General features: G+C 71.9%; 16 protein-coding genes. 3 read left to right on the plus strand and 13 right to left on the minus strand.

All coding sequences use genetic code 11. The features are described 5' to 3' along the window. Nucleotides 1-68 precede the first annotated feature (68 nt). A complete protein-coding gene (locus BM051_RS16870) occupies nt 69-1,466 on the plus strand; it encodes a GntP family permease (protein WP_092531104.1) in 1,398 nt (465 codons plus the stop codon). 57 nt (nt 1,467-1,523) lie between these two features. Here the strand turns inward: BM051_RS16870 and BM051_RS16875 are convergent, their stop codons facing one another. Then, nucleotides 1,524-4,037: a DEAD/DEAH box helicase gene (locus tag BM051_RS16875; RefSeq protein ID WP_092531105.1), complete on the minus strand. Its 2,514-nt coding sequence runs from the start codon at nt 4,035-4,037 to the stop codon at nt 1,524-1,526. Nucleotides 4,038-4,177: 140 nt separating this feature from the next. Here BM051_RS16875 and BM051_RS16880 point away from each other — a divergent pair, with 140 nt between their 5' ends. Continuing rightward, on the plus strand, nt 4,178-5,449 hold the full coding sequence (locus BM051_RS16880; protein WP_092531106.1) for a primosomal protein: 1,272 nt from the start codon (nt 4,178-4,180) through the stop codon (nt 5,447-5,449). Nucleotides 5,450-5,569: 120 nt separating this feature from the next. On the opposite strand, the gene BM051_RS16885 is transcribed toward BM051_RS16880, so the two are convergent. Both BM051_RS16885 and BM051_RS16890 read right to left on the minus strand, forming a co-directional pair. After that, nucleotides 5,570-6,811: an MFS transporter gene (locus BM051_RS16885; protein WP_092531107.1), complete on the minus strand. Its 1,242-nt coding sequence runs from the start codon at nt 6,809-6,811 to the stop codon at nt 5,570-5,572. Nucleotides 6,812-6,992: 181 nt separating this feature from the next. Continuing rightward, nucleotides 6,993-8,081, minus strand: a complete 1,089-nt coding sequence (locus tag BM051_RS16890; RefSeq protein WP_092531108.1) for an adenosine deaminase — start codon at nt 8,079-8,081, stop codon at nt 6,993-6,995. Between the two features lie 261 nt (nt 8,082-8,342). On the opposite strand from BM051_RS16890, the gene BM051_RS16895 reads away from it, so the two are divergent. Then, the gene (locus BM051_RS16895; RefSeq protein ID WP_092531109.1) at nt 8,343-9,392 is read left to right on the plus strand and encodes a PA containing protein; all 1,050 of its coding nucleotides are present in this window, start codon (nt 8,343-8,345) and stop codon (nt 9,390-9,392) included. Between the two features lie 93 nt (nt 9,393-9,485). On the opposite strand, the gene BM051_RS16900 is transcribed toward BM051_RS16895, so the two are convergent. The 10 genes from BM051_RS16900 to BM051_RS16945 all read right to left on the minus strand — a co-directional run bounded on the left by BM051_RS16900 (nt 9,486) and on the right by BM051_RS16945 (nt 19,671). Then, nucleotides 9,486-9,878 (minus strand): Imm1 family immunity protein, encoded by a 393-nt coding sequence (locus tag BM051_RS16900; protein WP_092531110.1) that lies wholly within the window; start codon nt 9,876-9,878, stop codon nt 9,486-9,488. After that, nucleotides 9,875-10,651 (minus strand): DddA-like double-stranded DNA deaminase toxin, encoded by a 777-nt coding sequence (locus BM051_RS16905; RefSeq protein WP_134046194.1) that lies wholly within the window; start codon nt 10,649-10,651, stop codon nt 9,875-9,877. Before BM051_RS16905 ends, BM051_RS16900 begins: the two co-directional genes overlap by 4 nt. A gap of 62 nt (nt 10,652-10,713) precedes the next feature. Then, nucleotides 10,714-11,076, minus strand: coding sequence for a helix-turn-helix domain-containing protein (locus BM051_RS29070; RefSeq protein WP_092531112.1), 363 nt, complete (start codon nt 11,074-11,076; stop codon nt 10,714-10,716). Nucleotides 11,077-11,482: 406 nt separating this feature from the next. Further along, nucleotides 11,483-12,667 (minus strand): helix-turn-helix domain-containing protein, encoded by a 1,185-nt coding sequence (locus BM051_RS16915; protein WP_341770812.1) that lies wholly within the window; start codon nt 12,665-12,667, stop codon nt 11,483-11,485. 81 nt (nt 12,668-12,748) lie between these two features. After that, entirely contained in the window at nt 12,749-14,029 is a 1,281-nt protein-coding gene (locus BM051_RS16920; RefSeq protein ID WP_092531293.1) for a thymidine phosphorylase, read from the minus strand. Nucleotides 14,030-14,040: 11 nt separating this feature from the next. Continuing rightward, the gene (locus BM051_RS16925; RefSeq protein ID WP_424923285.1) at nt 14,041-14,460 is read right to left on the minus strand and encodes a cytidine deaminase; all 420 of its coding nucleotides are present in this window, start codon (nt 14,458-14,460) and stop codon (nt 14,041-14,043) included. Continuing rightward, nucleotides 14,461-15,723: an ABC transporter permease gene (locus tag BM051_RS16930; protein WP_092531295.1), complete on the minus strand. Its 1,263-nt coding sequence runs from the start codon at nt 15,721-15,723 to the stop codon at nt 14,461-14,463. Nucleotides 15,724-15,731: 8 nt separating this feature from the next. After that, entirely contained in the window at nt 15,732-16,829 is a 1,098-nt protein-coding gene (locus BM051_RS16935; RefSeq protein ID WP_092531114.1) for an ABC transporter permease, read from the minus strand. Beyond that, nucleotides 16,826-18,394 carry an ABC transporter ATP-binding protein gene (locus BM051_RS16940; RefSeq protein ID WP_092531115.1) on the minus strand — a complete coding sequence of 523 codons (1,569 nt, stop codon included), beginning with the start codon at nt 18,392-18,394 and terminating at the stop codon, nt 16,826-16,828. The genes BM051_RS16935 and BM051_RS16940 overlap by 4 nt, the downstream gene beginning before the upstream one ends. A gap of 119 nt (nt 18,395-18,513) precedes the next feature. After that, nucleotides 18,514-19,671 (minus strand): BMP family lipoprotein, encoded by a 1,158-nt coding sequence (locus BM051_RS16945; RefSeq protein ID WP_092531116.1) that lies wholly within the window; start codon nt 19,669-19,671, stop codon nt 18,514-18,516. Nucleotides 19,672-19,689 lie beyond the last annotated feature (18 nt).

Raw genomic sequence — 19,689 nt, forward strand, 5'->3', positions numbered from 1 at the left:
GAGCCGCCCTCCGCCACCCCGGTGCCCACTGACGGCGCGTCCCTGTCACCGAGCAACGGAGCTGAGGCATGAACCAGACCGACGAGTGGGTGCAGACCCTGGGCACCGGACCACTACTGGGCATCGCCGCCGCCGCGATCGGCGTGCTGCTGGTGCTGATCATCTGGCTGCGCGTGCACGCCTTCCTGGCGCTGGTGCTGGTCAGCCTGCTCACCGCGTTCGCCACCGGCATCCCCGCCGGCGATGTGATCGACACGCTGACCACGGGCTTCGGCCGCACGCTCGCCAGTGTGGCGCTGCTGGTCGGGCTCGGTGCCATGCTCGGCCGGCTGGTCGAGGTCACCGGCGGCGCGCAGGCGCTCGCCGACACGCTGGTCCGCCGCTTCGGCGACCGGCGGGCGCCGTTCGCGCTCGGCGTCGCGTCGCTGATCTTCGGCTTCCCGATCTTCTTCGACGCCGGTCTCGTGGTGATGCTGCCGATCGTGTTCACCATCGCTCGCCGGCTCGGCGGCGGCGTGCTGCGCTACGGCCTGCCCACCGCGGGCGCGTTCTCGGTGATGCACATCTTCGTCCCGCCGCACCCCGGCCCGGTGGCGGCCACCGAGCTGCTCGGCGCGGACGTGGGCCTGGTGGTCGCGCTGGCGCTGGTGGTGGCCATCCCCACCTGGTACGTCACCAGCTACCTCTACGGCCTCTGGGTGGGCCGGCGGATCGTGCTGCCGGTGCCGGACATCCTCTCCGGTGGCAAGCAGGCCGAGCACGACGAGCACCCGCCGCGCACGTCCACCGTGGTCGCGTTGCTGCTGCTGCCGCTGGTGCTGATCTTCGCCAACACCGGGCTCGACGCCGCCCGCGCGGCCGGCTGGGTGGACGGCGACGCCGGCTGGTACGCGGTGGCCCGCGCGCTCGGCTCCACCCCGGTGGCGCTGCTGGCGACCGTGCTGGTCGCGTCCTTTGTGCTCGGAACCCGGCGCGGGCGGGGCAAGGACACCGTGGAGAAGCTGCTCGACTCCGCGCTCGGCCCGGTGTGCGCGATCATCCTGATCACCGGCGCCGGCGGGATGTTCGGCGGGGTGCTGCGGGCCAGCGGCATCGGCGACGCGCTGGCCGACACCTTCTCCGACATCGGCATGCCGACCATCGTGGCCGCCTACGTCATCGCCACCGCGCTGCGGATCGCGCAGGGCTCGGCCACGGTCGCGCTCACCACGGCGGCCGGGCTGATCCAGCCGGTGGTGCTGGCCGGCACGTACAACGGGGTCGAGCTGGCGGCGATCGTGCTGGCGCTGGCCGCCGGCTCGGTCACCGCGAGCCACGTCAACGACTCCGGCTTCTGGCTGGTCGGCCGGTTCATGGGGATGGACGTCAAGACCACCCTCAAGACGTGGACCGTCATGCAGACCACCATCGGCCTGATGGGCTTCGGCATCGCGGCGCTGATCTTCGTCATCGCCGGCGCCGGCTAGCGCGCACCGTCCGACCGCTCCAGCGGTGCGCGCGCCTCGCCCATGCCGCGCGCACCGCTAGAGCTGGTCGACGTCGACGATGCGGACGACGGCGTGCCCGGCCTCGTCGGAGGCGGCCAGGTCGATCTCGGCGCTGATGCCCCAGTCGTGGTCACCGGCGGGGTCGTCGAAGATCTGCCGCACCCGCCACACGTCCGGCTCCCGCTCGATCAGCAGCAGCGCCGGTCCCCTGGCGTCGGCGCCGGTGCCGATCTCGTCGTGCTCGGCGAAGTAGTCGTCCAGCGCGTCCGCCCAGGCCTCGGCGTCCCACCCGGACCCCGCGTCGAGCTCGCCGAGCGTGGTGTGATCGCGGCGGGCGGCCAACTCCACCCTGCGGAAGAGCTCGTTGCGCACCAGCACCCGGAACGCCCGCTCGTTGGCGGTGACCGGCGGCGGGCCCTCGGGCAGCGCCGCCCGGTCGGGCGGTCCCGCGGTGTCCGGGTGCCGCAACGCCTCCCACTCGTCGAGCAGGCTGGAGTCGACCTGGCGGACCAGCTCGCCCAGCCACTCGATGAGGTCGCGCAGGGGCTCGGTCTTCGCCTCGTCGGGCACGGTGTGCCGCAGCGCGTCGTAGGTGTTGGCCAGGTAGCGCAGCACCAGCCCCTCGGACCGGGCGAGCTGGTAGAAGTTGACGTACTCGACGAAGTTCATCGCGCGCTCGTACATGTCGCGCACCACGGACTTCGGGGACAGCTCGTAGTCGGCGACCCAGGGGTGACCGCGCCGGTAGGTCTCGTACGCGGCGCGCAGCGGCTCCTCGAGCGGCTTCGGGTAGCTGACGTCCTCCAGCAGCGCCATCCGGTCGTCGTAGTCGAGGCCCTGCGCCTTCAACTCGGCCACGGCCTCACCGCGGGCCTTGAACTCCTGCTGCGCCAGCACCGGCCGCGGATCGTCCACAGTGGCCTCGACGACGGAGACGACGTCGAGCGGGTAGCTCGGTGACTCGCGGTCCAGCAGCTCGATCGCGGCGAGCGCGAACGGCGACAGCGGCTGGTTGAGCGCGAAGTCGAACTGCAGGTCGACGGTGAGCCGTACGGTGCGGCCCTGCTCGTCGGACTCGGGCAGCCGCTCCACCACCCCGGCCGCCAGCAGCGCCCGGTAGATGGCGATCGCCCTGCGGATGTGCCGGCGCTGCGCCGGCCGCGGCTCGTGGTTGTCCTCCAGCAGATGTCGCATGTGGACGAACGCGTCGCCGGGCCGGGAGATCACGTTGAGCAGCATGGAATGGCTGACCTGGAAGCTCGACGTTAGCGGCTCCGGCTCGGCGGTCACCAGCCGCTCGAACGTGCTCTCCGTCCAGTTGACGAACCCCTCGGGCGCCTTCTTCCGAACGATCTTGCGCCGCTTCCTCGGGTCGTCGCCGGCCTTCTCCAGCGCCTTGGCGTTCTCCACCACGTGGTCGGGCGCCTGCACCACCACGTAGCCGTCGCTGTCGAAGCCGGCCCTGCCGGCGCGCCCGGCGATCTGGTGGAACTCGCGGGCCTTCAGGTGCCGCTGCCGGGTCCCGTCGAACTTGGTCAGCGCGGAGAACAGCACGGTGCGGATCGGCACGTTGATGCCGACACCGAGGGTGTCCGTACCGCAGATGACCTTGAGCAGGCCGGCCTGGGCGAGCTGCTCCACCAGCCGGCGGTACTTCGGCAGCATGCCCGCGTGGTGCACGCCGATGCCGTGCCGCACCAGCCGGGACAGCGTCTTGCCGAACCCGGCGGAGAACCGGAAGTCGCCGATCGCCTCCGCGATCGCGGCCTTCTCCGCCTTGCTGCACACGTTCACGCTCATCAGCGCCTGCGCCCGCTCGGCCGCCGCCGCCTGCGCGAAGTGCACGACGTAGACCGGCACCTGCCCGCCGTGGAGCAGCTCGTCGATCGTCTCGTGCATGGGCGTGGTGGCGTAGCGGAAGGTCAGCGGCACCGGGCGCTGCGCGGAGGTGACCACCGCCGTGCCCCTTCCGGTGCGCCGGGTGAGGTCCTTCTCGAAGGAGGTGACGTCGCCCAGGGTCGCCGACATCAGCACGAACTGGGCCCTCGGCAGTTCCAGCAACGGCACCTGCCACGCCCAGCCGCGATCGGGCTCGGAGTAGAAGTGGAACTCGTCGGCCACCACCTGCCCGACCGGGGCGTCGGCGCCGTAGCGCAACGCGATGTTGGCGAGGATCTCCGCGGTGCAGCAGATGATCGGGGCGTCGGCGTTGACGCTGGAGTCGCCGGTCATCATCCCGACGTTGTCCGCGCCGAAGACGTCCACCAGCGCGAAGAACTTCTCCGACACCAGCGCCTTGATCGGCGCCGTGTAGAAGCTGCGCCGGCCCTGGGCCAGTGCGGTGAAGTGGGCGCCGACGGCGACCAGGCTCTTGCCCGATCCGGTCGGGGTGGACAGGATGACGTTGGCCCCCGACACCACCTCGATCAGCGCCTCCTCCTGGGCCGGGTACAGCTCGACGCCCTGCTCGGTGGTCCAGGAGGAGAACGCGTCGAAGAGGGCGTCGGGATCGGCGTCGGCGGGGATTCGGCTGGCGAGGCTGGCAGTCATGATGGGTCAATCGTGCCATCCGGCGATCCGGACACCGGGGGTGATCGCGGCCCGGAGGGGAAACCCGTAGGCTGCCCGCAGGCGCAGTCCGGCGGGACCACCCCTGCCCGCGCATACAGGCGGTACTCCGGAGGGTCGTAATGGCACAGGACATCATCCCGATCGAACTCGGGCTGCCGCAGGGTGACCTGGTGACCCTGTGGGCCCCGCGGTGGCGGGAGGACGGCGAGGAGTGGGAGGCCTTCCTCGGCGACGACGAGGACCTGTACGCCTTCCCCGACGCCGCGCACCTCGCCGCGTTCGTGCGCACCGCCGAGCAGCACGACCTGATCGACCATCCGGCGTGGCAGGTGGTTCCGGCGCTGAACGTGCCAGAGCTGATTCCGGACGACGACCACTCCTACGACCTCGTCGGGGTGCCCGAGCTGGTCGCCGAGGAGCCCGACTCGTGGACCATCGGCGAGCTCGCCGAGATCGTCGCCATCGTGCGCTCGCTCGCCGACGTGTGCGAGCTCGACGAGGTGCACGAGGTGCTCGACGGCTGCGAGGGCTTCTCCCTGCTGGAGCAGGGCAGGCTGCCGTTCACCGGCCGCGAGGGCGAGCGGCTGTGGACCGACCTGTCCCGGGTGGTGTCGGAGAAGTGGGACACCGTCCTCGACGCCATCGACTCGCTGGTGACCGTGCCCGAGGTGGACGCCGCCATCCTGGAGCAGACCGCCGAGGAGCTCGCCGCCTTCCACGAGGAGTCGGCCGAGGCCGAGGCCGGCGTCGACACCGAGGGCGAGGACGACCTCGACACCGACCTGGACACCGACACCGACTCCGATGCCGACGAGGACGAGGACGACGAGCCGGTGGGCTTCTGGGGCGAGGTGGGCATCGACCCCATCAAGATCGTCACGACCGGCGCGGAGTACTACACGCTGCGCTGCTACCTCGACGACGAGCCGATCTTCCTCGGCTCGGACGGCCGGATCGACGTGTTCACCTCTCCCAAGGCGCTGGCCCGCCGGCTGGCCGACGGCAGGGACCTCGCCGACACCGACCTGGCCGAGGTGACGACCTGGGACGAGGTGTTGGCCAGGGCGACCGCCGGCGAGCTGGAGGTCGAGGTCGACCAGGAGAACACCTACGTGCTGGCCGGGCTCGACGAGGACATCGCCGAGGGCGTGAACGCCATCGACCCCACGCAGCTGGAGCTCGCCGTCGAGCTGCTCACCGACGCCGCTGACTGGGCCGACGACGACTCGGTCGCCAACGCGCTGTCGACGTCGGAGAGCCTCGGCTGGCTGGTGTCGTTCGTGCTGCGGCCCGACCCGAACCGGCTCGCGCCCAGCCCACCGTTCGACGCCGAGCAGAGCGCCTGGCGCAAGCTCGTCGAGCAGTTCGAGGACCGCCTCCGCACCCACTGAGGTCTCTGGGGGCGACCCCCAGACCCCACGTTGCCAGGTTCCCACCCTGGCGGGCGCTGGTGGCGTCCTGGTTGAACCAACATCGGGCCGTGCGGGTCTGGGTGCGGGCTCGCTCGTGCGTCAGGTGTCGGCAAGGCGCTCGGCGTGGACCGGCACCATGCGGATCGCCAGTAGCGGGAACACCGCGGCGACGGCGAACGCCAGCGCGTAGCGGGTGTCGCCGATCAGCAAACCGAGCAGCGGCGGGGTCAGTGACGCGGCGATGTTCTGCGCGGTGTTCTGCGCACCCAGTGCCCGGCCGGCCCAGGCACGGCCGGCGAGCTCGGCGGACGCGGTGAAGCCGAGTCCGTTGTCGCTCACCGTGATCACCGCGGCGAGCACCAGCGCGACGACCACCCACACCGTCCCGCTGACGTCGCCCCACGCGACCAGGACCATCACCACCGCGCTGGCCACCGCCAGCAGCCGCATCGGGCGCAGCCGGCTGCGCACCCGGTCCGACCAGTACCCGGCGCCGAGCCGGCCGAGTGCGCCGAGGCCCTGCACGGCGGCGAGGAACCAGCCGGCGGCCACCGGGGTCCACCCGTGGGCGGTGACGAGGTACACCGGTGCGAACGCCGCGACGGCGAACTGCGGCACCACGAGCAGCGCGCTCGCACCGTGCACCCGCCACAGTGCCGGGCTCCGGTACGGCGAGACCGGCCGCGCCGCGCCGGGAGCCGGAGCCGGCGGCCGGGGTGGGTCGGTGACCAGCCACGCCACCAGCACCGCGGCCACCACCGCCAGGCCCGCCGGGAACAGCAGCGCCGCGCCGACGCCGGCGTGCTGGGCCAGCGGGGGCAGTGCCAGCGCCGCGATCCCCACGCCGAGGGGTTGCGCGGTCTGCCGGATCCCCATGGCGAGGCCCCGCTCGGCCGCGCCGAACCAGCCCAGCACCACGCGCCCGCTCGCGGCGTTCACCGCGGCGGTCGCCGCGCCGGCGAGCAGCAGCAGGGGCACCAGCCGGCCGGGCGAGTGCCCGCCGAACCCGGCGACGACCAGTGGCACCGCGGACGCGCCCAGGCCCAGCGCCATCACCAGCCGCTCGCCATAGCGGTCGGCGACGGCACCCCAGGCGATCAGGGTGAGCAGCAGCCCGACGCTCGGCGCGGCGACCACGGCGCCCGCCTGCGCCAGCGACAGGCCCTCGGTGGCCAGCAGGGCCGGCACGAGGAACGGCATGCCGAAGAGGAAGACACAACTGGCGGCCTGCGCGCCGAGCCCGAGCGCGAGGATCAGCCACCGGCGACCGGGCGGACGCGGAGCGGTCCGCAGCGTGCCGTTCTCGACGCGGCCTTTCTCGACGTGGCCTCGTTCCACCATGGCACGTCCCAACATACGGGATAGATTTCCTACTATGTTGGATTTTACTTCGCATACCTAAGCAACCACAACTCCGCGGGCGGGAGCGAGCGGCGACGTGCCTCGGTGAACAGGGCGACCAGCCGCGCGAGACCGCCGGTGATCACCCTGCGCAATTAGCTCAATCGGGTGAAAAACGCTTTTAGTCGAGCAACTCCGCGTAACCGGGCTTGATGACCGTGTTGATCAGTTCGAGCCGTTGGTCGAAATCGAGGAAGGCGGATTTCATCGCATTGATGGTGAACCACTGCAGGTCCGCCCAGCCGTAGCCGAAGGCGTCCACCAGTGCGGCCAACTCGGAGGACACCGTGCAGCCGCTCATCAGCCGGTTGTCGGTGTTCACGGTGACCCGGAACCGCAGCCGGGCGAGCAGCCCGATCGGGTGCTCAGCGATCGACCGGGCGGCGCCGGTCTGCACGTTCGACGAGGGGCAGATCTCCAGCGGGATTCGCCGGTCGCGGACGTAGCTGGCCAGCCTGCCGAGCTGAACATGGCCGTCACCAGCGGTTTTGACGTCATCGACGATCCGGACGCCGTGGCCGAGCCGCTCGGCGCCGCAGTGCTGGATCGCCTCCCAGATCGACGCGAGCCCGAACGCCTCACCGGCGTGAATCGTGAAGTGCGCGTTGTTGCGGCGCAGGTACTCGAACGCGTCCAGGTTGCGGGTGGGCGGGTAGCCCTCCTCGGGGCCGGCGATGTCGAAACCACCGACGCCGGCGTCCCGGTAACGCACCGCGAGCTCGGCGATCTCCAACGCCCTGGCGTGCTGCCGCATCGCGCACAGCAGGGTGACGACGCGAATGTTCCGACCCCGCTCGGCGGCCCGCCGGGCCCCTTCCGCGAACCCCTGCTGCACGGCCTCCACCACCGTGTCGAGTGACAGGCCGCGCTCCACGAAGAGCTCCGGAGCGTAACGAACCTCGGCGTAGACCACGCCGTCGTCGGCCAGGTCCTCCGCCGCCTCGGCGGCCACCCTGACCAGGGCCTCCTCGGTCTGCATCACCCCGCAGGTGTGCGCGAACGTCTCCAGGTAGGTCTCCAGCGACCCGGAGTTGGCCGCCGCGATGAACCAGCGACCCAGCTCGTCGGGGTCGGCGGTGGGCAGTCCGGCATAGCCGGTGGCCGCGGCGAGCTCGACGACGGTGCGGGGGCGCAGACCGCCGTCGAGGTGATCGTGCAGCAGGACCTTGGGGACGCGGCGGATGGCCTCGAGGGTGGGGACGCCTGGCATGCCGCAACCCTACCCGCGGCGGGTGCGCCCGGCGTCGGCCGAACGGCCCCCGTCGTTCACCTACACGGCCCACCCGCTGCGTGGATCCGACCAAGTCTCAGCCTCGACTTAACCCTCAGCTCGCGTGGTGGGAGCGCATTGGGCCATCGGGGGTGCCCATGTCATTCCGTTCGCCAGCGGGGGCGATACCCACAGCAATTCCGGACTAGATAAGCTGCGGCCCACGTCCCATCCTTTTCCCCGCCGATGAAGGACACCGCAGTGACCACTGACAACCACCTCGCAGCCCCGTCCTTCGACCGGATGCGCAACATGCTGGTGCGCGCGGCCGAGGTCCGAGAGAGCGAGCAGCAGCAGATCTTCGACGCCCTCGACGACATCTACGCCAGGCTCGCGCCGGTGGACTCCCTCGGCGCGGTGCGCAAGCGCCTGTCCGAGCTGCCCGACCGGACCGAGGTCGGCGTGCTCGCCGAGCGGCTGGACGAGGCGATGTCCCGGCTGGAGGCGCAGGACAACGCCATCGCCGACCTGGCGAGGGCCGTGGAGGCCATCGTCGACAAGCTGGCGAAGCCGTTCGCCCAGCTCGACGGCCGGCTGGACGGCGTGGGCGCGCGCTTCGAGGGCGTCGCGGGCCGGATGGACGGCCTCGAGGACAAGCTGGAGAGCATCCACCGCAGGCTGGACGAGCTGGGTACGCACCTGGACAAGCAGGACAGCAGGCTGGAGTCGCTGCCGGCGGCCGTGCACGGGCCGGTGAAGGAGCGGATCGAGCTGTCCGAGTCCGTGCTCCGCGACCGGGTGGAGACGCTGGACACCGCGACCAAGGAGCGGCTCGACGCGCACACCGACGCGCTGCGCACCGCGGTGGCGGAGACCGGTGAGATGGTGGACCCGGCGGCGCGGCTGGACGGCCTCGGCGAGCGGCTCGACCAGGTGACCAGCCGGCTCGACGACCTGGCCGGCCGGCTGGAGACGGTGGAGGGCAACGTCGCCGCGCGGATCGGCGAGCTGGACGGCTCGGTAAAGAGCGGGCTGACCAAGGTCGAGGGCACCGTCGCGCAGCGGCCGGACACCGAGACGGTCACCTCGCTGGTGAAGAAGAGCAACGAGGAGTCCGAGCGGCGGATCGGGGGCCAGCTGGACGAGGCGATGGCCACGTTCGCCGAGCTGATGCTCGGCGGTGGGCCGGCCCCGCAGCCGGTGCCGGCGCCGCCCGCGCCGCGCCAGCCGCGCCGCTCGCGCAACGGTCGGGCCCCGAAGGCCGCCGACAAGGCCAAGTCCGGCTCCGACGCCACCGACGACACCGACTGACCCTCGCGTCACCCACGAGGTGCTTGCCGTGAAGGCCACCTTCATCGCGCTCAGCGCGATGAAGGTGGCCTTCATGGCGGTGGAGGTAGGCCGCTAGCTCAGGCGTCGCCACTCCACAGCGGCTGGTCGTCGACCGCCAGTCTTCACGAACTCGGCCAGAACCGCCCGGAACTGGTCCAGCGGCAGACCCGAGCCGCCGGGAAACTCGACCTCCGACTCGACCGGCGGCGAGGCGGAGACACCGGCGCTGACGGCGGACTGGTCCAACCCGTAGTAGCGCAGGTAGCCATAGCCGTCCTGGACGTGCGCCTCCAGCACGGCCATGCCTTCCCCAGCTTGGAGGGACGCCGTGTACACGCCTGGCTCGACGAGCAGTGTCACCAGCCGGTCCACGTCCTCTTCCGTGCTGACCGGGACGTCCTCACCGCCGGCGACACCATCCCGAAAGGTTGGCACGGCCGCACGGTAGGTCGCGGTGTGGGTCATGACGGTGAGCCTCCTTCGTACACCCGGATCGTTCCGTCTCCCTGTACCACGCGCAATCGCGCCCCTGGCGCCAGGAACTCCGATAGGTACCGGTCGCAGGTGAACGAGTAGTTCCGCCGCCGGTCGAAGTCGCGGGTACCGCAGACCTGGCGGTCGATGACCACCGTCTCATCAGTCAGACCTTCCCGGCGCATAGCCATCGCGACCTTGACTTCCACGTGCCGGGCGAGTTGCTCGGCTGGCCGCTTGGCGGGCGGAAGGTGATCCAGAACGAACCGCTGGCCCGCCCGGAAGTGCTCGTCCGAATCGCCACTGGCCATGCGCACGGTCCAGCCGTCCGAGCGGAGCCACTCACCCCGTGCCGGCACGGTTCCGGGCGGCCGCTGACCGACCCGGGCACGCGACCGTTCCACCCGCTCGGCGAGGTGCGGCGGAACCTCCGTCGATGTGCTCTTCACGGGGCCGGCCGACATCGGCGCGGTGGGGTTGGACGGTGGCGGTCGGGTGGCGCCGAGCCGGTCGAGGTAGGCGCGGAGGTGCCGGTTCACGGTGTCGAGCGGTTCGGTGAGCCGGTCGAGGTCGGCGGCGCTCCGCGCGGCCACGGCGGGGAGCTGACCGAACTCGCAATCAGCGGTGCCTCGCGTCAGGGGCTCGAGGACGGTCCCGGCTTCCTCGAGTGCGGCGGCCGCCTCGCGCAGCGCGACGCGGCACCGCTCGACCAGGGTGAGCACGGCCTCGACCGCCGCCGCCAGGTTCCCGACCGACTTCGACACGCGCACCCCTCCCCTCGGCCGATCGTGGGTCTTGCCGAGGTGGGAAGGGACCGCCGGACGGGTCACACCGAGTAGAGGTCGACCAGGGTGGCCGGGTCGATCGGCGCAGGCTCCGGGTTGGTGGGCGGCAGTGCCCACAGGAACACCTCACCCGGGTGCGCCCCAATGGCGGCGCAGACCTGCACGAACTGGGTCAGGGTCAGCGACCGCCGACCGACCTCGAACCGGCACAGCGTGCTGTTGGACAGCCCGGTCCCGGCCACCGCCTCCACCTGGGTCCGCCGCTGCCAGCGGCGGAACTCGGCGAACGTCTCACCGAGCTGCCGCACCGCCAGCGCGGCCCACTCCCGATCCACCAGGCCAGCCAGCTCGACACGACCGCGCCGGGCCGGCACCGCCGCCCGCATGATCCCGACCACGGTCATCACCGGCCCCCACGGTCGTGAACGTCCCGCCACGCGCTGGGTAGGGAACGCGACGGACGACACGGCCATCCCGTACAGGCTCTGCCGGATTGATCGTCCAGGTCTTTCGGGGTGCACAGCTCCGTGTGACCCGTGGCTTCCAGGCGCACCGGGAACGTGATGCTGTCCCACTGACCCTCGTAGAACTGGACCACACCCCACCCGCCGCGCCGCAATCGCACCCGGGTGCCCGGCCGGGGCCGACCGTGCCGGCCGGTGCCCTCGTGGGCCGACCACCATGTAGCGCCATCGAACCAGTCCGAGTCGCCCTTACGCGCATCCATGCTCCGTCACCTCCCGCAACTGGGAAGGGACGCTAGGAGCGGATGCGGTGCGGACTTGTCCCTTGAGGACACGCCCCGCCGGTTCACCCGACCGGGGCAACACCCATTCGCCATGCCAAGGCGCGCAGCTCGCGCCCCTCGGCATCACGCCGAACGCGGCGAAGTGCGTTCGCCACCGCCTCGCGGGCGAAAGCGTTGGCGCGCACCTTCTGTGGCGCGAGCTGCTCGGCGCGCAGCAGGGCGGCGATGCCACGGTCGCGGTAGCGCGGCTCGGCCAGCAGCGCACGGCCGAAGTCGATCCAGAACGCCGCCTGGCGGTGGGGCACCGGGAGGGTCTCCGGTGGGCGCACCGAGGCCGCCACCTCCGCGACCTTCGCGCCGTATCCGAGCTCGACCGCGATGGACACCCGCCAGATGCCCACGTTCGTCCGGGTGAAGTCCGTCCTCGTCCACGGCCGGTCGTCCGTGTCGATCACCCGCGCGAGCGCCTCGGCCTCGTCGAGTCGCCCCAGTGCCACGTCCTCCCGCCCCTGAGTGGCGGCGGCGAGCGCCGCCACCAGGTGTGCCATGCCCCGGACGTGGTAGGGGGCCTCGCTGTCCGCGGTCGCCGCGGCCAGCTCGTACTGCCGTGACCGGTTGCCGCCGCTGAGCAGTTGCGCCCGGCGCCACGCGACGTCGGCGACCACCTCGGGATCACCGAGCGACTCAGCCGCCTGGTGCATCCGGTCCGCCGCCAGGATCGGCAACGCCCTGATCCCGAGGTCGAACCCGACGTAGGCGACGGACTTGTAAGCGCCGATCAGGCCCATGAGCGCCGACCGCCGGAGTGCGGGGTCGGCCGCGGCCGCGAGAAGCTCACGGAGCAGGGGCGGCAGCAGCTCCGCCTGCTCACGGTATGCCGCGCGGGGACGCAACGCCCTGTTCAGCCGATCCAGGTCGGCCCGCACCTCCGGCCACGGCCGGCGCGGACCTTCGGGCACGTCGCCGAGCCACCAGGCAGCCACCGCGTCCTCCACGGCCTGGATCGCGGCGACGGTCTCACCGTCCGACCGGTCCACCGGTACGTACGGCTTGCCGGTCAGCTCGACCGGTGAGACCCGCAGGGCGTTGGCCAGCGCCTCCAGTGTCTTCCGGCTGTTGACCGCCTTCTCACCACGCTCCAACTTCGCCAGGTAGCCGTACGAGATCCCGGACAGCTCGGCGGTCACTCTCAATGACATTCGCCGCCACGACCTGATCTCCCGCAGGCGCCGGCCGATGTCACTCATGTCCACCTCGCTCGCGGTTGGCCGCAGGGGCAACATCAGGGTAGCCACCCGACCACATGCTGAACACGTCCCGGAGGTGGCTCAGCCGCGGAGGATGTCCAGGACGATGTCGCCGGTCGGGGGGACCTCGGTGTCGGCCAGTGTCACGGCGTCGCGCAGGGCGGCCAGTGCGTCGGGCACCCGCTCCGGGGTGTCGGTGTGCAGCTCCAGCAGCGGCTGCCCGGCGGACACCCGCGCACCCGGCTTGGCCAGGCACAGCACCCCGGCCGCGGACTGCACCGGCTCGCCGCGGCGCGCGCGGCCGGCCCCGAGCCGCCACGCGGCCACGCCCACGGCGTAGGCGTCCAGCCCCGCCACCACGCCGTCGCGGGCCGCGGGCACCGTCTCAACGTGCCGCGGCGCCGGCAGCGGCGCCTCCGGGTCCCCGCCCTGCGCGCGGATCATCCGGCACCACGTCTCGTACGCCGCGCCGGAGGCGAGCACCTCCGCCGGGTCCGCGTCGATCCCGGCCAGTGCCAGCATCTCCCGCGCCAGCGCCACCGTCAGCGCCACCACGTCGGCCGGCCCGCCGCCGCGCAGCACCTCCACCGCCTCGGCGACCTCGACCGCGTTGCCCACCGCCCGGCCCAGCGGCGTGTTCATGTCGGTGAGCACGGCCGTCGTCGCCAGCCCGTGCGCCGCGCCGATCTCCACCATGGCGCCGGCCAGCTCCCGCGCCCGCTCCTCGGTCTTCATGAACGCGCCGGACCCGACCTTCACGTCGAGCACCAAGCCGGACGAGCCCTCGGCGATCTTCTTGCTCATGATCGAGCTGGCGATCAGCGGCACCGACTCCACGGTCGCCGTGACGTCGCGCAGGGCGTAGAGCTTGCGGTCGGCCGGCGCCAGCGCCGGCGTCGTCGCGCAGACCACCGCCCCGACGTCGGTCAGCTGCCGGACGATCTCGGCGGTGTCCAGCTCGGCCCGCCACCCGGGGATGGCCTCGAGCTTGTCCAGCGTCCCGCCGGTGTGCCCGAGCCCGCGCCCGGACAGCTGCGGCACCGCGGCACCGCACGCCGCGACCAGCGGCGCGAGCGGCAGGGTGATCTTGTCTCCCACCCCGCCGGTGGAGTGCTTGTCCACCGTCGGCCGCGGCACGTCCAGCGTGAGCCGCTCCCCGGAGTCGATCATCGCGCCGGTCCACCTGGCGGTCTCGCCGGCGTCCATCCCGCGCAGCAGGATCGCCATGGCGAGCGCGGCCATCTGCTCCTCGGCCACCTCGCCCCGGGTGTAGGCGTCCACCACCCAGGCGATCTGCTCGTCGGACAGCCGCCCGCCGTCCCGCTTGGTCCGGATGACGTCCACCACCGCGAACCCGCTCACCAGCTCCCCCTTCACTCCGGCAAGTCCGCTGAGCCGAAGGCGTCCGGGAGGACCTCCGACATCGGGAGCACCCCGCGCGGGGTGTCCACCTGGCACTCCGGCCCGCCCAGCTCCCACAGCAGCTGCCGGCACCGCCCGCACGGCATCAGCAGCTCACCCTCGCCCGATCGGCAGGCCACCGCCACCAGCCGCCCGCCGCCGGTGAGCCGCAGCTGCCCGGCGAGCGTGCACTCCGCGCACAGCCCGAGCCCGTACGAGGCGTTCTCCACGTTGCACCCGGTGACCTCGCGGCCGTCGTCCACGACGGCCGCCGCGCCGACCCGCAGCCCCGAGTACGGCGCGTAGGCGTGTCGGGCGGCGCGGACCGCGCTGGCCCGCAGCGCTTCCCAGTCCACAACGGACGCACTGGATCCACCGACCACAGTGGACACCTAGTCACCCTCCCCACGCCGGTACTGCCGGCCGATCGACCGCGGTGGTCGCAGATTCTGCGCGGAGACCGCCAGCACGATCAGCGTGACGAAGTGCGCGGTGTACGGGATCAGGTCGCGGGGCAGCTCGTCGTTGGCCCAGTACACGTAGTACAGGATCCCGGCGCCGGCGGCGGCCAGCAGCGCCGGCACCCACTTCCGCCGGACCACCTGCACCACCAGAATCACCAGCAGCAGGATCACCACGCCGTAGAGCAGCCCGAGCACCGCCTCGCCGCCACCGGAGAGCTGCAGGCCGTCGGCGTAGCCGAACAGCGCCGCGCCGCCGAGCAGCCCGCCGGGCCGCCAGTTGCCGAAGATCATCGCGGCCAGGCCGATGAAGCCGCGGCCGTTGGTCTGCCCCTCGAGGTAGTCGGCCCCACCGGGCAACAGCACCAGTGACGCCCCGCCCATGCCGGCCAGCCCGCCGGACACCACCAGCGCGCTGTACTTGTGCAGGTACACGTTCACCCCGAGCGACTCGGCGGCCACCGGGTTCTCCCCGCAGGACCGCAACCGCAGCCCGAACCGGGTCCGCCACAGGACGAGATAGCTCAGCGGCACCAGCAGCACCGCGAGCATCGCCAGCGGGGTGACCTGCGTGACCAGGCCGCGCAGCAGCCCGGCGACATCGGAGAGCACCACCCGCTGGGCGTCCTCCAGGTCACCGAGCCAGTCGGACAGGAACGTCGCCGAGTAGGTGTCGAACTTCGGTACCGGCGGTGACTGCCGCGGGTTGCCGGAGATCGGCTCGAAGATCAGGTTGGCCAGGTACTTGGTCAGCCCGAGCCCGAGCAGGTTGATCGCCACGCCGGAGACGATGTGATTGACGTTGAACGTCACCGTCGCGACGGCGTGCAGCAACCCGCCGAGCGCCCCGAACACGATCGCCGCGAGCAGCCCGGCCCACACCCCGCCGTGATAGGCGCCCCACGCCGCGCCCCAGGTGCCGAGGATCAGCATGCCCTCGAGCCCGATGTTGATCACACCGGCGCGCTCGGCCCACAACCCGCCCAGCGCGGCCAGCAGGATCGGCAAGGCCAGCCGCAACGCGGTGTTGGCGGTGTTGCTCGAGGTGAGCACCGGCATGTCGGTGGCGTAGGAGGCGATGGACACCACCCCGACGGCCGCGGCCGCCCAGAGCGCGGCCCGGGCCCAGCCCGGCAGCCTCCGCTTCGGCGCCCGCCCGGGTGGTCCGGTCACCGGGCTCGGTGAGTCGATCACCGTGTTGGTCACACCGCACCGCCTTCCCGCACGCTCGCCGACCGGCCGTTGCGCGCCAGCGCCCGCCCGACCCGGCGCTGCTCGGCGGCCAGCTCGGCGCGCTTGACGATCTCGTAGGCCACCACCACGGAGAGCACGATCGTGCCCTGGATGATCGTGGCGATCTCCTTGGGCACCTGGACCTGCTCCAGCGACACCGCCGACTTGTCCAGGAACGCCCACAGCAGGGCGCCGAACGCGATGCCGGCCGGGTGGTTGCGGCCGAGCAGCGCCACCGCGATGCCGGTGAAGCCGTAGCCCTGGGTCGCGGTGATGCCGTAGCTGTGGTCACGACCGAGCAGCTCGGGCAGCGCGATCAGGCCGGCCACCGTGCCGGAGAGCAGCATCGCCGCCAGCACCATCTTCTTCGCGCTGACCCCGCCCGCCGCGGCCGCCGTCGGGGACTCGCCGCTGGCCTTGAGCTCGAAGCCGAACCGGGTGTAGGTCAGCATGTACCAGTAGCCGACGCCGACCAGCGCCGCGATGAACACGAAGCCGAACAGGGTGCCGGCGTTGCCCAGCGGGATCCCGGGAATCCACCCGCTCGGGTCGATCTCCCGCGTGCTCACGTTGTTGCCGCGCTGCACGCCGAAGTGGTCCGGGTTCACCAGGAACGCGATGATCCCGCCAACGATCGCGTTGAGCATGATCGTGGAGATCACCTCGCTGACCCCGCGGGTGACCTTCAGGATCGCCGGGATCGCCGCGTAGGCCGCGCCGGCGAGCGCGGCGACCAGGATGATCGCGAGCGTGTGCAGCACCGGGGGCAGCGCCAGCGCGCCACCGGCGATCGCCGCGATGATGGCGGCGAAGCGGTACTGGCCCTCGACCCCGATGTTGAACAGGTTCATCTGGAAGCCGATCGCCACCGCGAGCCCGGCCAGGTAGTACACGGTGGCCAGGTTGACCGTGTCCACCGCGGTGCTGCCGCGGAACAGCTGGCGCACCATGGTGCCGAACGCCACCAGCGGGTCGGCGCCGGAGATCAGCAGCGCCACCGATGACAGCAGCAGCGCGAACACCACCGCCAGCAGCGGCGGCAACAGCGCGGTCCGCCAGTGCCTCACGACTCGTCCTCCGTGGCGTCGGCGGGGGCCGTCCCGGTCATCGCGCAACCGAGGTCCTCCGGCGTGACGGTGGCCGGATCGGCCTCGCTGACCAGCCGACCGCGCAGCATGACCCGGATCGTGTCGGACAGCCCGATCAGCTCGTCCAGGTCGGCCGAGACCAGCAGCACCGCGAGACCCTCGGCCCTGGCCCGGCGGATCCGCTCCCAGATCAGCGCCTGCGCGCCGACGTCGACCCCGCGAGTGGGATGCGCGGCGATCAGCAGCACCGGGTCGCCGGCGAGCTCCCTGCCGACGACGAGCTTCTGCTGGTTGCCGCCGGACAGCGCGGCGGCCGGCACCTCGATGCCGGGAGTGCGCACGTCGTAGTCCTCGACGATGCGCCGGGTGTCCGCGCGGGCGCCGGCGAGGTCGAGCAGCGGGCCCCGAGCCACCGGGGGGCGGGTCTGGTGGCCGAGGATCCGGTTCGTCCACAGTGGCTTGGTCAGCAGCAGCCCGTGCCGGGTGCGGTCCTCGGGGATGTAGCCGATGCCGGCCTCCCTGCGGGCCAGCGTGCCGAGCCTGGTGAGGTCGTGTGCGGTGCCGTCGGTGACCAGCTCCACCGTGCCGCCGGTCGCCCTGCGCATGCCCATGATGGTCTCGACCAGCTCGGTCTGGCCGTTGCCCTCGACACCGGCGATGCCGAGCACCTCGCCGGCGTGCACGGTGAACGTGACGTCGTCGAGCACGGCGCGCTCGGAGCCCTCGGCGACCAGCCGCAGCCCGCGCACCCGCAACACCTCGCGGGAGGTCACGGTGGACTCCCGGGCCCCCGGACTGGGCAGCTCGCTGCCGACCATCATCTCGGCGAGCTCCCGCGAGGTGACCTCCTTCGGATCCACGGTGCCGACGGTGGTGCCGCGGCGGATCACGGTGACCCGGTCGGCGATCGCCCGAACCTCGTCGAGCTTGTGCGAGATGAACAGGAAGGTGAACCCGTGCCGCCGCATGTCGCGCACCGTCTCGAACAGCGCGTCGACCTCCTGCGGCACCAGCACGGCGGTGGGCTCGTCCAGGATGACGATGCGCGCGCCGCGGTAGAGCACCTTCACGATCTCCACCCGCTGCCGGTCGGCGACGCCGAGCCGCTCCATAAGGGTGTCCGGGTGGACGTGCAGCCCGGTGCGCTCGGCCAGCTCGGCGATCCTGGCACCGGCCGCCCTGCCGATGCCGTGCAGGCCCTCCGCGCCGAGCAGCACGTTCTCCCGCACGGTGAGGTTGTCGGCGAGCATGAAGTGCTGGTGCACCATGCCGATGCCGGCGCGGATGGCGTCCTGCGGGTTGCGCAACCGCAGCGTCCGGCCGTTGACCGCGATGGTGCCCTCGTCGGGCTGCTGCATCCCGTACAGGATCTTCATCAGGGTGGACTTGCCCGCGCCGTTCTCGCCGCAGATGGCGTGCACCTCGCCCGCGCGCACGGTGAGGTTGACGTCGGAGTTGGCGACCACGCCGGGGAAGCGTTTGGTGATCCCGGTCAGCTCGACGACCGGTGTTCCGCGCGGTGGCGCGGCTTCCACAGTGCTCATTGTCGTTGGAGGCTCACTGTCGTGAAGGGCTCGTGGGGGTCGGTTCCGCGTTGGTACCACGCCGGCGGGGCCCGGGAGAGGAATCGCCCTCCCGGGCCCCGCCGACGTGGGGCCGCCGGCTAGTCCTGAGTCTTCTCGGAGACCGTGATCTGGCCGTCGATGATCTGCTGCTTGTAGCCCTCGAGCACCGGCACGATGTCGTCGATCTTGCCGCCCGAGGTGGAGTAGCCGACCCCGTCGACCTTCAGGTCGAACCGCTCGGGAAGCGAGGAGAGGTCGCCCTGCGCCACCGCGGCGATGTAGTCGTACACCGCCACGTCCACCCGCTTGATCATCGACGTGATGATCACGTCGCGGACGTCGACCAGCGTCTTCTGGTGGTACTGGTCGGAGTCGACGCCGATGGCCTTCGCGTTGGCCCCCTCGACGGCCTCGAACACGCCCTTACCGGACGCGCCGGCCGCGTGGTAGAGCACGTCGGCGCCGCGGGAGAGCTGCGCGCTGGCCTTCGCGTTGCCCTTGGGGGGGTCCTGGAAGCCGGAGATGTCGCCGGCCGGGGTGAGGTAGTCCCGCTCGATCTTCACCTTGTCCGACGCGGCCTCGGCGCCCTGGACGAACCCGGCCTCGAACTTCTCGATCAGCGGGGTGTCCACGCCGCCGACGAAGCCGATGTGGCAGTTCGCGCTCTCGTACACCGCGGCGACGCCGACCAGGAACGAGCCCTGCTCCTCGGCGAACACCAGCGGGGTGACGTTCGGCGCCTCCACGGAGGCGTCGTCGACGATGGCGAACTGGGTGTCCGGGAACTGCGGCGCGACGGCGGCCAGCGCCTCGCTGTAGGCGAAGCCGACCGCGATGATCGGGTTGAAGCCCTCGCTGGCCATCTGGCTCAGCCGCTGCTGCTTGGACGCCTCGTCCTCGGTCGCGGCCGCGGTGCTCTCGGTGACGTCCGTGACGCCCATCTCCTCCTTGGCGCGGTCCACCCCGGCCGCGGCGGCGTCGTTGAACGAGGCGTCGCCCCGGCCACCGACGTCGTAGGCCAGGCCGACCCGCAGCGCGCTGGCGTCGACGTTCTCCCCCGCCCGGCTCTCGGTGGTCGCCCCACCCGCCGGCGCGGGTGGCGCCTGCGCGGTGACGCAGTCGCCGGCATCGCCGGACTGGTCGCCACCGGCGTTGCCGTTGTTGCCGGAGTCCTTCGCGCACCCGGCCAGCGCCAGCACGCTGGCCGCGGCGATGGCTGTGATGGCTCTGAGCGCGCTACCCCGCGATCGACGCACGGTGTCTCTCCCTCCCCG

It is taken from the genome of Amycolatopsis arida (assembly GCF_900115565.1).
GTDB lineage: Bacteria > Actinomycetota > Actinomycetes > Mycobacteriales > Pseudonocardiaceae > Yuhushiella > Yuhushiella arida.